Origin of the sequence: Streptomyces sp. NPDC098789 (assembly GCF_044759975.1) — a bacterium.
GTDB lineage: Bacteria > Actinomycetota > Actinomycetes > Streptomycetales > Streptomycetaceae > Streptomyces.
In genome coordinates this window covers 1-13,305 of the sequence record NZ_JBIWAJ010000035.1, presented here as the reverse complement: position 1 = coordinate 13,305, position 13,305 = coordinate 1, and the positions used below count along the sequence as shown (strand labels likewise).

General features: G+C 61.1%; 10 protein-coding genes and 1 pseudogene. 6 read left to right on the top strand and 5 right to left on the bottom strand.

Annotated features, from left to right (window positions below; translation table 11 throughout):
- The first annotated feature begins 28 nt into the window (after nt 1-28).
- Nucleotides 29-667, top strand: coding sequence for a plasmid partition protein (locus ACIQWR_RS39750; protein WP_404020510.1), 639 nt, complete (start codon nt 29-31; stop codon nt 665-667).
- A 74-nt stretch (nt 668-741) separates the two neighbouring features.
- Entirely contained in the window at nt 742-1,596 is an 855-nt protein-coding gene (locus tag ACIQWR_RS39745; RefSeq protein WP_404020507.1) for a hypothetical protein, read from the top strand.
- Between the two features lie 430 nt (nt 1,597-2,026).
- Here the strand turns inward: ACIQWR_RS39745 and ACIQWR_RS39740 are convergent, their stop codons facing one another.
- The 3 genes from ACIQWR_RS39740 to ACIQWR_RS39730 all read right to left on the bottom strand — a co-directional run bounded on the left by ACIQWR_RS39740 (nt 2,027) and on the right by ACIQWR_RS39730 (nt 5,033).
- On the bottom strand, nt 2,027-2,206 hold the full coding sequence (locus tag ACIQWR_RS39740) for a hypothetical protein (RefSeq protein ID WP_404020504.1): 180 nt from the start codon (nt 2,204-2,206) through the stop codon (nt 2,027-2,029).
- Between the two features lie 447 nt (nt 2,207-2,653).
- Nucleotides 2,654-3,193, bottom strand: coding sequence for a hypothetical protein (locus ACIQWR_RS39735; protein ID WP_404020501.1), 540 nt, complete (start codon nt 3,191-3,193; stop codon nt 2,654-2,656).
- A 112-nt stretch (nt 3,194-3,305) separates the two neighbouring features.
- On the bottom strand, nt 3,306-5,033 hold the full coding sequence (locus ACIQWR_RS39730) for an IS1182 family transposase (RefSeq protein WP_404020615.1): 1,728 nt from the start codon (nt 5,031-5,033) through the stop codon (nt 3,306-3,308).
- A gap of 707 nt (nt 5,034-5,740) precedes the next feature.
- On the opposite strand from ACIQWR_RS39730, the gene ACIQWR_RS39725 reads away from it, so the two are divergent.
- From ACIQWR_RS39725 to ACIQWR_RS39710, 4 genes and pseudogenes are all read left to right on the top strand, one after another.
- The gene (locus tag ACIQWR_RS39725) at nt 5,741-6,652 is read left to right on the top strand and encodes a DUF6192 family protein (RefSeq protein ID WP_404020499.1); all 912 of its coding nucleotides are present in this window, start codon (nt 5,741-5,743) and stop codon (nt 6,650-6,652) included.
- Nucleotides 6,653-6,654: 2 nt separating this feature from the next.
- A complete protein-coding gene (locus ACIQWR_RS39720; protein WP_404020496.1) occupies nt 6,655-7,065 on the top strand; it encodes a RacP protein in 411 nt (136 codons plus the stop codon).
- Between the two features lie 75 nt (nt 7,066-7,140).
- Nucleotides 7,141-7,932, top strand: a complete 792-nt coding sequence (locus tag ACIQWR_RS39715) for an IS5 family transposase (RefSeq protein WP_404020494.1) — start codon at nt 7,141-7,143, stop codon at nt 7,930-7,932.
- A gap of 22 nt (nt 7,933-7,954) precedes the next feature.
- A pseudogene (locus tag ACIQWR_RS39710) lies at nt 7,955-8,206 on the top strand (transposase); the annotation flags it as partial.
- 384 nt (nt 8,207-8,590) lie between these two features.
- Here ACIQWR_RS39710 and ACIQWR_RS39705 read toward each other — a convergent pair.
- Nucleotides 8,591-10,399, bottom strand: a complete 1,809-nt coding sequence (locus tag ACIQWR_RS39705) for a hypothetical protein (protein WP_404020491.1) — start codon at nt 10,397-10,399, stop codon at nt 8,591-8,593.
- Between the two features lie 8 nt (nt 10,400-10,407).
- On the bottom strand, nt 10,408-12,513 hold the full coding sequence (locus ACIQWR_RS39700; RefSeq protein WP_404020488.1) for a hypothetical protein: 2,106 nt from the start codon (nt 12,511-12,513) through the stop codon (nt 10,408-10,410).
- Nucleotides 12,514-13,305: the final 792 nt, after the last annotated feature.

Here is a 13,305-nt window from a genome sequence, read left to right as displayed (position 1 = left end):
AGGGGGCGCAGCGCAGTAGGGTGCGGTCATGTTCATTGCTGCTGTCTCGCCCCGTTCCACCGGAAAGACCACGGCCATTTGGTGGCTGCTCCATGCCCTCCGCGAGCGCGGGTACGACGTCAAGGGGTTCGACGCGGACGAGTCCAAGCAGCTCTACCGGTGGTGGCAGGCCAGCGACCAGCAGTTCGACGTGACCAGGCTGGCGGACAGCCGCTTCCACGAAGAGGCCCCGGGCAAGCTGCCGGACGGGCACATCGGCGCGATTGACTGTGGTCACCTCGAAAACCACGCCGGAATCGGGTACTCGGTGCTGCGCATCGCGGACCTGGTCATCGTCGTATGCGCGGCGACCAACGGCGACGTCGAGCGCATGGAAGAACTTCCGATGGACGGATTCCTTGACCTGGCGTGGGCAAAGAAGAAGGATCCGGCCGCGCCCCGACCCAGGGAATGGGTGCTGCTGGTCCGTGTGCAGCCCGGTACCCGCACGGCGCCGGAGGGCATCCGCAAGGGGCTGGTGGATGAGGGCTGGAACGTCTTCACCACGATGATCCCGTCCGTCCAGAAGTACGCAGCCACCGGCGAGGGAATGCCGGTCCACGCGGCCGGCTCCCACTTCGACGAGCTGGTGACGGAGATGGAGCAGCGGGGGCTGATCAGCAAGTGAGTAAGGGCCCTACTCCCGAAGAGCTGCGCGCGCGCAGGAAGCTCCGCAGGCAGCAGGAACAGGCCGGGGGGAGCGTGGCGACTCTGACCGAGAGCGACGTGGCCCAGGGCCGGCCGCAACCGATGATCAGGTTCGATCAGCTTCCGGCCGCAGTGGACTCCCCCGGCGCCCAAGGACCGCTCACCGCGGACGAAGAGGAAGCGTGGGAGCTTTGTTCCCGCGCTTTCGTCCAGTACAAGGAAGCTTGGTTCGTCGCGGCTGGCGCGCTGGACATCTCGCTGCGGGGCCGGCTGTGGCGGCGGGACTACGACACCGCCGAGGCATTCATTCGGCACGTGGCGGACATGTCGACGTCGAACGCGTACCGACAGATTGCGGGGGCGCGTATCGCGGCACTGCTGGCCGAGCCGCCGCGCCTCGAACTCGAACTCGAACCGAACGCCGAGTCCCGCATGCGGGACTCAGACCACGTGCAGACGTACGTGATCAGCCAGCGAGCAGCCGAGAGCTTGACCCCCATCCGCGAGGACTACGGGGACGACGCCGCCGCCGAGGCGTACCGGACGGTGGCCGAGGCGACCGCCCGCGACAAGGTCAGCCAGAAGACCATGACGGGCGTCGTCAAGCAGTTCCCCCGCCGGGCCGCGGAAGAGCTGGACGCCAAGCAGCGACGCGAACGTATCCGTGAACTAGCGGTGCAGCAGGCCGCAGCCGAGGCCGTTTCCAAGGCGCAGCCGACCCAGCAGCCGGGGCCGGTAGCTGCGTTCGCCGCGCGCGTGGCCACCGTCAAGGCGTTCGCCGCCACGACGGACGGGTTGGCGGAGGCCTACACGGCCGCCGCCGAGGCGGACCCCGCGGAAGCAAAACGCCTCGCAGTGCAGTTGCGGGATCATCTGACAGTGGTGGTCGACAACCTCCCGGACGTCTAGGGCGTGTTTCGAAAGTCGCGCCGGGCGCCCGAAGGGCGCGGCTCGCGGCGTCTGGTGCCGTGCATCGCAAGGCGGAGGAATGCCCGCCTACTGGACGTAATCGGGCGTTCCGACAACGCCGCGAGGTGCGGTGCCAGGCGTCGCGAGCCCGGGGGCACCTCCCAGCGGTAGCTGGGGGAGGGACTTTCGAAACACGCCCTAGGTCCACCGCTCGCCCAGCCGTCTGAAACGGTGAGTCCCGCATGCGGGACTCACCGTTCTATTTCATTCGAACGATCTGTCCCGCATGCGGGACTCGTGCGGGACGCTGCTCCGAGGCGAAGGCGCCTCGGGGGGCAAGGTCCGCCGCGTAGACGGTCGCGAGCCTTCCGGCCAGGGAACGGCGGCGGGCCGTCGCGGCCATGCCGGCCAGCGTTCCCACGGGGCAGTTTCAGACAGCTCTCGTGACCCGGATGCAGCGGAGCGCGACGACCGCGACAAGGCCGGCGAGTACCTTGGGCACTGCGGGGTCCAGGCAGAGCAGGTAGTACAGGGTTCCCGCGACGACGGCGTTGGCGGGGGCCGGGCACGTCCACTTCACGCTGATGCCCTGCCAGGGGTGTGATTCCATGACGGAGTCCTTCCTTGTTCATGCAGATCGGGGTTGGGACGTCATCGGAGGCCGCCCTTGCCCGGGCGGCCTCCGTCGTTATGCAGGACAGTACGTCTCTTCACCGAGCCGCTCCGCCATGGGGAACGCCCGTCAGCCAAGGTTCAGAACCACGCTTCGGACCCGGGACTTTCAAGGATCCTTGGAGCGCTCTGAACTGGCGTTTCCCTCGCTTTTCATTTCCGCAGACGGCGAGTCAGTATCTTCTCCGCGACCACCATTTGCCCGCAATGTGCTCCGTAGGGGCGCAGTTGGGCAGTCCCAGACACTTCGCCGTCGGACCGGCGTGCCGAAAATCGCCCTCTAGGGGTCCGAAGGCAAGCAGCCCGCAGGGGGACGTACGGTAGAACGGGGCGGGGCCCACGGCGATTCGAGCGCCGTGGGCCCCGCTTGTGGTTCGCCGTCTGGTCAGCCGCGGTACCCGTCCACGATCAGGGCTTCGGCGGCGTCGCGGCGCTCACCGGCGACAGTCCGACCGACCCCGAGAGCGTCACCGATCGCCTCCAGGCTCACGGCGTACTTGTCCGGACGTTCCGGTGCCTGACCGGGCGGGACCATCGTGTGCGCGGACAAGATCATCCGCGCCACCTTGCGTTCCGCCCGCTCCCGCACACCGAGCCTGGCCACATCCTCAGCCTCCAGCGCGGTGACCTCAGCAACGGCCAGGGCCGTCCGGTGCTCCGCCGCACGCAACTCCGATGCCGCCGCTGCCTCCTCGGACAGACGGACTTTCTCCAGTCGCTCCGCCGCAGTCTCCCGCAGTTCCGCCGCCCGTTCGCCGTCCTCGGCGGCACGCCGCTCCAGCGCCGCGGCATCCCCCGCAATCACCGCCGCACGCTGACGGTCTTCCGCCGCACTCCGCGCCGCCGCGTCCACCCGGGCGATCGCTTCCGCCTCCACCGCCGTTCGCTCCGCCACTTCCTCCCGCTCCGCCGTCCGCTCCGCCACATCCACTGAGCGTTCCGCCGAGCGGCGATCCGATTCCGCCGTCAGCTGCGCGGTGACCGCCAGCGTCTCCGCCTAAGGGCTGACTCTGTCGGGGATCTTGGGGCCATCGAGGTCAGGTGCCCAAGGTTCGCCATGACTTCGGCCGGGGCATCTCGCGCCGGTCGAGGTAGTTCTGGAAAGCAGTCGGTCGGCGAGGTACTGGTACTTCCTCGGTTGATGGCAGTCCGCTGAGGCGCTCGATGTTGACGGCGATGGCCGTCAAGACGTGCTGGATGTGGGCTTTCCCCTGTCCCCGGTAGCGGCAGCGCCGCATGCCGTGTCCGTGGGCGAACTCGTTGACCGTGCCCTCCACCCCGGAGCGGACCGCGTAGCGGGCCTTCCACTCGGGAGTCTGTTGCTCGGCACGGACCCGGAGTTGCAGGTCGCGGAGCTCTCTCGGGGGAAAGCCCACGGTGCGGACGTTGTCGGCGGTGCTGGTGCACTGGGTGCGAACGGGGCAGGGGCGGCACTGGCTCTTGGTGAACCTGGCCACGATCAGCGGGGCCGCGGTGGGCGAGGAGGTTGGATAGGGACCGTGCCAGCCCGCGCTGACCTGGCCTTGAGGGCAGGTGACCTGCTGTTTGTCGTAGTCGATGTGGAAGTCGTCCCGGGCGAACCCCTTGCCCTGGCGATGCTGCCGGGTGGGGTTGGCCGGCAGCGGTCCGGTGACGGTGACCTGGTGTTCACGGGCTGCTTGCTCCAGGTGGGGCAGGGAGGTGTAGCCGGCGTCGACCAGATGCTCGGCGGGCAGCAGCCCGCGGCGGGCCAGACGGGTATGGATGCCGGGCAGGACCTGGCTGTCGTGGGTGGTGGCCGCAGTGGTGACCACGTCCGTGATCACGTTGGGCCCGCCGAGAGCACAGGTCTCGGTCAAATGAGCGGCGAATCCCTTCCAGCTGATGATGTGTCCGTGGCGTGCGTAGCGGGCCGAGGTGTCGTAGGGCGAAACGATCGCCCGGGACGAGGGCGGCAGCCCGGGCCCGCCCTCCTTCTCGGCGGTGCGCCAGCGCAGGTTCCCAGCAGCGTCACGGTCGTAGTTCTGCACCATGATCTGGCGCAGGGCCTGGATGCGCGGGCCGGACGTGCGGTCTGTTCCGTGCCGGTAGAGGTGTTCCAGGAGCCGCAGGGCGTCGTTGCCGGTGGCGACAATTCTGGTCTTGGGCTTGGTGGGGTTCTTGCCCAGGCGGACCGGCCGGCCGTAGCGGCGTCCCCAGTCCTCATCGACCAGCTCGTCCAGCAGGTGAGGGGAGATGCCGGCGACTTCTTCCAGGGCGGCGCGGACCGCCTCGGTGATCAGCTCCAGGCGGGTCAGGTCACGCACCGCGGCCAGGACGTGAGTGGAGTCGGTGCGCTGGGTGGTGCGCTCGTGGACCAGGCCGGCCTCCTTGAGGCGGGCGAGCACAAGGTCGAGGAGGCGGTCAGCACGGTCCCCTTCGGCAAGACGATCGCGGAAGTCGGCCAGCACGCTGTGATGGAACCCGGGATCGTCCAGCTCCATGGCCATCGCGTACTTGAAGTCGATGCGGCAGCGGACGGCCTCGGCAGCCTGCCGGTCCGACAGGCCGAGCAGGAACTGCAGCACACAGACGGTGGCCAGCTGAGCAGGCGAAAGGCCCGGGCGCCCGTCACGCGGGTACCAGTCCGCGAAGTCCTCATCACGCCACAGACCATTGAGCCGGTCTCTCACCCACATCGCCGTGGTGCCAGACGGATTGCTCCCCCGCGCGATCTGCGCGGTCAGAGAGGGGACTTGCTCACCGGAACGGGGACGGAGGGACAACGAGCACCTCGACGACTTCATGGGCCACTGGAACAACCCGAGCATGACCGTTGATCATGCTCCCGCACCGAAGAACTCCAAGATCCCCGACAGAGTCAAGCTGAGTACCTGTGTTGGGTCCTTACATGACAAGTCGAGTGGTCTGTTGATGCAGTTCAGGGGCTTGTCGCTTCGGGTGGATCCGCCCGAAGTGATGGCTTGGCCGCGGGTACCGTCCGCCGTACGGTGGTCGTATGGGCAGGGACGGGGTGCCCCGGCTGCGTCTGGTCGTCGTCGCGGTCGACGGGGGCGGGCCGCGGTTGTGCCGGGGGTGTGGTGGGCCGTTGATGCCGTCGGTGAAGTCGACGGCGGTGTTCTGTGAGACCGCGTGTCGTTCGAGGCACTGGCGGCGGATGCGGCGGGCGAGGGCTCGGACCGAGGCGGTGAAGGCCGGCGTGACGGCTGAGTGCCCGCAGTGCGGGGCGTCGTGGATGGTCGGGGTCGACCGTCCGGTCTCGACGGTGTACTGCTCTCCCGCCTGCCGCAAACGGTCCTGGCACGTGCGGCGCGCGCGGCCGGGCGGGGTGTGAGCCCGCGCGTCTGGTGGAGGCGGGGCTGCTTCGGGCGCCGGGTCCGTACGCCCTTGGCTGCCGGGAGAGGTGGTCGGATGGTGCGAAGTGACGTGCTTCTAGGGCGAGTTGGCGGCGCATACGGGTGTCGCACCTGGGGCTCGTGGGGGTGGTGTCCGGATGACCGGGATGGTCGGCAGTGTGACCCGGCAGCGCTATGACGAGCTGGTCGAGCTGGGGCGGGACTGGGTCGAGACGATGAGCAGCGTCCAGTGGCGGTTGGGGGACGCGGCCGTGGAGATCGAGCCGATGCGTTCCTACGGGGGTGTCAACCCGTCGGGGAGCGATGAGTTGTTCACGGTGAGCGAGGCGATCCGGATGTTCGCGGAGGACGTTGGCCTGGCGTATTCGACGGTCCGGGACTACCGGTGGGTGACGTCGCGCTGGCCGAAGGAGCATCGGCGGGCGGACGTCTCCCACACCATCCACAAGATCCTCGCCTCCATACCTGACGAGCGGGAACGGTTCGAGGCGGTGGACAATCCTCCGCCCAGTCCTCGCGGCGGGCCCGCGCGCTGGACGCGTGACAGCGCGAAGCGGATCGTCGGCTGGAAGGTCGACACCCCCGAGAGCGTTCAGGAGAAGGTGGACGCGATCCACGACCTGGCTGACGACGATCAGGTGGCCGCGCGGGTGGTCACCGACTTCCTGCGCCGCCCGACGGTCGCCTCGAAGGCGATGTCCGACGGCACGGCCAGGCACGCCGTGAACGAGGCGCAGTTCGACCAGTTCCGCCAGCAGGTCCAGTACGGGCAGCAGGAAGCCGCGCCGCAGCTGGATCAGCTGCGGCGGATGGAGCACACGACCCAGTTCATGGAGTTGGTCGCCCTGTGCACGCAGTTCGCCGTCACCGCCGGCAGGGTCGTGCCGAACCTGCGGGGCGAGCCCTACGACGACGCCGAGCGCGAGACGATCCTGCGGGGTCTTGCGCGGGTGCGGGCGTCGGCGGACTGGATCGAGAACGCGGTCACCCGCGGCGAGGTCGATCTGGACGAGCAGCTTCAGAAGCTGCTGAAGGGGTCGGGCGAGTAGCGATGGGGCGGGGCGTTCCCGCTCACGTCCACGCCGAAGCCATCCTTTCCGCGCTGCTGGAGGCCCGTCCCGCCGGCTTGAGCGTCCTGCAGCTGATGGTGGCCACCGAGCGCACCCGCGCGCAGGTCCACACTGGGCTCGCGCACCTGCGCCTGGTGGCCGCGGCGAAGGGGCTTGCGCCGGTGACCTGGGACAAGACGTGGGGCTACCGGATGCTGGACGACGCGCCGGAGGTCTGGATCGGCTACGAGCGGGCGTTCTTCGAGTCCGTCCACCACCGGGTCGCCAACTTCATCGCCGGGATCCTCCTGCCGCACCAGAAGAAGAAGCCCGACGACCCCTACATCCGCACGGTCATGGCGCAGATGGGCGCGATCGAGTCCACCCTGCACCTCCTCGCCAACCTGGAGTAACCCCCACGAATGGGCGACGGGCCGCGACCGCGCAGCAGTTGGCTCCCCGTTCAGGTCGCGGCCCGGCGCCTTGTCATGCCACTGCCCCGCTACCGCTACCCCTCCGACACCAGCGACCTCGAATGGGCCCTCCTGGAACGGCTCCTGCCCACTCCCGCCTGCCAGACCCCCAAGGGCGGGGCTCCTGAGAAGTGGCCTCGCCGACGCGTGGTCGATGCCATCCGCTACATCACCGACAACGGGGCAAAGTGGAGGGCGCTGCCCGCCGACTTCGGCATCCCGTGGCGCACCGTGTTCGGCTACTTCGCCCGCTGGGCGAAGGCAGGCGCCCTCAAACGGATCCTTGACCAGTTGCGTCGGCGGTTGCGGCTGCGCCGTCGCCGTTGCGCCTGGCCGGTCCGGGTGATCGTGGACTCTCAGTCCGTCAAAGGCGCGGAGACCGTGTCGACCGCGACACGCGGCTACGACGCGAACAAGCATATAAATGGGCGGAAGCGGCATCTCATCGTTGACCAGGACGGCCTCCTCGTCGACCTGCTCGTCACGCCCGCCGACGTCCAGGACCGCGACGCGGCCCGCATCCTGCTCGCCCGCCTCCACGCCGAACACCCCGAAATCGTCCTGGTCTGGGCGGACAACGGCTACGGCGGCGAGGAGTTCCACGCCTGGGCCCAGGACACAGGGCTGATTCAAAGTCGTCGGTGGTTCACATCGCCGCTGGTCAGCGAGCTGTGCCTTGGGGTGACGCAGTCATCGACTGATAGCTCGTCAGCTTCTCCTCGTACGCGCGCGGTTCTCCTACCTGCGACGACGCCCTCACGCCCGACCCTCTTGTCATGTTCAGGTCTCGATTGCCCTCGGCTATGAATCAGCCCTGGCCCAGGACACCCTCGGCATCACCATCAAGGTCGTCTCCCGGCCCAGGGACGCCAAGGGCTTCGTCCTGCTGCCGAAGAGGTGGGTTGTTGAACGGTCGAATTCGTGGACGATGCGGGCCCGCCGCAACGCGAGGGACTACGAACGCCTGATGTCCCACGCGGAAGCCCACATCCAGTGGGCCTTCATCACCCTCATGTCCCGGCGCCTGGCCCACCCCCGTCCCCAGACCGAGGCATTGCCGGACACTCTCGCAACCGCCTGAAGGCCAAGGTGTCGCCATTGCCGTTCGGAACGGCGTCCATCGACGCCCAACCGAACGGCAAACGGGAACACCACAACCCTCCCACGCCCGTGACCTGCGAAAAGAGGATGTGACACAGCTTCTCACGGGCTGGATCCGCCTGACTGGCCGTCAGGTAGTGGTTGTGTGGCTTCAAGGCGCATGCCTCTGACCAGCAGTGATGTAATCGGGCATGGACTTTGAATTGGCCCTGCAGAAAAACGTCGTGACCTGTCACCACCAAAAGCGCGGCAAGTCTGTTACCGCAACAACTCTGAGCTCATCACCAGCACTCATGACGAGCCGGTTCTGAAAGCTGTCCGGCAAATTGTGGCGCAAATACCTTTTCTAGAATCACACAAAAATCTACAGCGAAGCGACAGTTGCCTTCCACTTGTCACCATCCACAGTGATCGCGAACGCTTTATCAGGCTTCCAGGTTTTTGTCATCGAGGCTCCGGTAATTCCAATGCCGTCAGTAACAGAGTGCATGATATTCTGCGATTCACTTACTCCGCACATCTCGAGGAAGCTTGACAGTGTTAGGGGATTTTTCTGCTTCCAGGTGGCAGATATTTTCTCCTTGTCGCCCGCCTCTGCCTTAAAGTTAAATGTGACAGACTGAGATTCGCCATGACGGTCGCGGTAAGGCCAGTAAACCTTGCCGTCGAATACTTTATCTGTGGAAACCGCCTCTTTTTCCTGGGTAATATCGAAGGTTATCTGAACATTCGCATAGGATCCGGAAACTTCCAATAGGCCGTCCAGGGACATTTTAAGCGATTTTTTGGTGTAATTATACCAAACGGAGGCTTGATCGATCTCCATATGTGAAACAATTTCAGGCAGCTCAACGCCATGATGAGAAGAAAGCCAGCCTCTTAGATCTGCTAGTTTAATTTCGTAGGCCCTTCCCCCGAAGACCCAATCATCCTCAACTTTCCGCGCGCATAAAGAGACATCCACCTGCCCAATCTTGAACGCTGCTATCACAGCGCCCGTCACCATTCTTTTATCGCCATCTGGATACGTTGCAACTTCTAGCATGATCTCTTTTAATTCCGCCCCTTTAAAGAGCGCCCAGCTCGTATTTATGCCCAGATACGCAGCGTACGCCTTGTTCTTTATGTCGACATCGAGTTCAATATACTCCAGCCCTCTCTCAACAGATGGGAGGTTCAGGCCTTGGAACTCTTTAGCATCTAGTCTATGTTCTAGTGCATCCTTCTTTGATGCTGTGCCGTAGAATCTACGGGCCATGACATCGCCTCTTGCGAAAACTTTGAAGGACCCGACTTCCGCATTGGCGCTGAATGCTAGGCCAAATGAATCACCCTCCTTCTGCGGGAGTGAAGCAGCAAAGGAAACTTCCCTGAGCAGTACCTTCGAAGCCCCTAGACCGAACTCAAAGTCAGTATCGATTGTAATTATGAAAGTGGCGGCGCTGAGTGCCCCCTTGTACATGTCCAGCTTTCCTTTAATATATCGCAGGCGAATTTTTCGCTCGCCTGCCCTTTTAGTGGCTGCTTTATCAAATTCGTCAGGCAGGGAAACACTGCCTGCAGCTAACGTATGTTCACCCATGAACGGCAAGTGCGCAATGCTGTTTAAGGAATCGATAAGTACCCCATCAGTCCCAAACTGCACAGCCATGTTGAGTGAATGACTGTCGGGGTCTGGACGCAGAGTTACTTCGTATTCTTCTTCGCGCTTATCAATTTTGAACTTTTTACTGGCCGTCATTGAAACAACATGTTCCATGTTGTCGAACGGCCCGCGTTTCACTTCAAATAGAATCGAGGGAGAGCTAAACCCAAGCTCGTGCATTTTGTCGTACTTCTTTATGTCTTCCTTGGGTAGCATCCTTTTGTTCATTTTCTCAGTGCTCTCCACCTGAAGAGAAAATTCGTTATAGCTGGTGTAATGCTCATCAAATACGAACTTCAGCTTGGACTTTAGCTTGTCTGCTGAAAGGTCAGGAAAACTGTGCTTACCGCTTATGGTGAGCTTTGCTGTATCCTTTTCTGCGCTTTGGTCAAATGTAAATTTTTTGATGTTCCCAAGAATCTTAAAGAGGGCGTCTGCCCCATCGCTCTTCAGTTCTTCTGAGGAAAAAGAGATGGTCTCTTTCGATTCCTTCATTCGGTTTAGCAAATCTGCCTTCTTCAGGACCATAGTGACTCCTAAATCGTTTCAACGGGCTCCGGAATGAACAGTAGATCGCTGACAAGGGGCAGTCGATCATCTGGTGAACTCGGAGCCTTTACCTTTCGATCTTTGTCGCGCAACGTCTCGTCAAGCTTCTGTATCACATAACTTTTGCATAATTTAAACTCACCAACACGTTCGTCAAGCTCTGCGGCGTCGTATACTTTTTTGATTACTTCACTGCTATCGCATATCTCTTTCACCACAGGGACCATATCTGTGGCTCCTTTGTATAGCCCTTCCCTTCCAACAAAAGCTACGACATCCAAAAATGTACGTCTTTTCTGCGAATAAACAGTAAAGTGTCCGCCTGTGGAGCTTAGTGAACTTTTATCCTCCTCGCTTGACTTGGCGCTTGCGAATCCTGGAGCTCCCTCCTCATATTCTCCTTCCCTGGATTCCCGAGCTAAAGCCTTTATGACTTTTGTGTCCCAGTTGGCCGGAGTGCTGTCGCGCATTATTTCGGTAATTTCCTTCTTTTTCGGAGTGCTGTGCTCTATGAAATATCCACCCCAGCCGTAAGCAGAGTGGAGCTTCTTCAGTATCCGGACAGGTTCGCCGATTTTTTCTGCCCACGCGGCTCCTACACCGACAGGCCCGGGAATCATCTTTAAGAGAGTGTAAATAGGTTTAATTGTATACGACTCGATTTCCAACGCTATGTTCCAGTATTTAAGATGGGAAGCCTGCCACTTATCGTAATTATAAAGATCGCCCCAATAGCCGCTAGCGTGTCCATCTCGAGGGTTTCCGTACGGATTCCTGGTGCCGATTTTATTTTCTTTTGCCAGAAAATCTGGCTTAACGTAAAGCATCCTCATGCCATAGTCTTTTACCCCGGCTATATCTGCACTGTCGCGTTGCGGGTATCCTGATGCTTTGGCGAAGTCGCGCTCATTATATTTGAAAGCTGACTTCCGGGCCTCACGAAGCTTGTCCCATATCTCCGAACTTCCACCAGCTGATTTGACTCCCTGTCCAAACTTCTGTGCAAGGTCAGCAGACTGTGTGAACTGAGGTACCTCTTCAAGAATGGTGCGGCAAAGTGCCGATATTCCACTTCCGAGAAATATGTCACGCAGGCCAGTCTTGTGCCCCAGTGCCAGCGCACTTGACACTGTCGTTTTATAAAGGCAGAACTTATCTAGGCGGGTAGTGAGAGGAACTTCGACCACGGTTGAGTCATGGGCTCCAGCTAGCATATGAATACCGTGTACTAGCAGGTTGCACAACATTGCAGCAGGCGGCCATAGCTCGTTTTTTCCTATCTGCAATAAGACCGGGAAAGGCATACCGATAATTACCGGAGTGCCATACCCGTTAGCGGCTAGCTCCGGGTCGTACGGGGCAGCGACGATGTCTCTCACGTCCGGACCTGAGTCAAATATGAGCACTCGGAGATCTTCGAGCGGTTTACGGATTTCCCCACCAGTTACAGCATCTGACTTGACTTTATTCCAGTCGCTAAAGTGTTGGCGACTATTCGGCATATCTGCAAGGGATCTAGTGAACGAGTAGGGAACGTATTCCGTCGCCCCTGACCGTTTGTTGAAAACATTAAAGAAGTCTTTGTTGTCTTCTTTTTCAGGGTCAAATCTTCCGGGAATTGGAATTAGCTTTGGAATTGCCTTTAATATCTTCTCCCCTACCTGCGGCTCTTCTCCGATTTCTTTTATCAGAAGTGCTATGTAGTCGACAAAATTCATCCCATTTAGACTGTTTTCCTTTCCTGTTTTAGGAATTGCCGTCCTGGGGATGTGATTTCCGAATTTTCGCTTATTCTTCTCGTAATCTGATTTTACCTCATCTTTCTGGCCCTCGAGATTGGCTAAGTCAGTAGAAAATCGCAGAAATCGCATTCTGAGTTTCTCAATTGCGTCAACTTCCGGTGCCGATACTCCTTCTTTCCTCCAGTACCTGGACCTGCGAAGCAACATTTGAGCGACGTGCTCATCGACTACCCCGATCCCATCGCTTACGATATGCGCCGTTTTGGTAAGGTACTTGTAATCAGTTTTATCGTCCATACATGTCAGCAACACTTCTTGAGTTTTAAACTTTCCCGCAACTCCGTTTTTCATTTTTAACTCCCTTTTGACTGCTATAGTCCGCATTAGGTCACTTGCTTATGCTGAAATTAAAATGTCTCTACAGAAAGTTGTGCACGTCGTACCGCTGGTGCATAATCATCTGAAACTTTCCGCCTCGTCCAAGTAATTCGTAAGTTCGCCATCCGTTGGAAAGAACGGCAACAAGAACGGGTGCCAGCGAAGCCTGATTTTTATGGCATTACTCCAGGCCCAAATACTGCACCCGACTCGCGCTGTCCGAAGACTGGGCGCTGGTTCAAACAACCCCTCATGATTCTGGCGCCATCGACGCTAGAATGAAACGTCCGCGCGGGCATCAGCTGGCTTCAGGACGCCGGAAGAAATAGCCTGGCTAAATGCCGACCAGGCCCTCAAGGTTTTCACCGTCCAGTGGCCTCATCGTTAACCGCGTTCACCCCCGACCGACCGCATTAAACGGACAGGGAGTACCACTGAGCTTGTTCAGCGGTGCATCTCCACGGTGAGGATGGCCTTGGTGATTGACGTGAGTCGGGTCGGATGACAGTCAGCCTTGTGGAGGATCCGCCAGATCCTGACCGACAGGGTGGCTCTGTCTGCTGGCCATCGGAGTCGGGAGCGGGCCCGGTTGACACACCTCTGTTTGAGAGTGAGATCATTCCCGGGCCTTCGCCGGCGGGGAATCGCGATGATGCCCACAGGTGCCTTGGAGCTCGTAACAGGATCTTGATGAGATGCTCTGGTCAGCCGTGACTGGTGTGAGGATTCGGCTGTTCGTGGTGGTGTGAGTACTCGGCCGTGGAT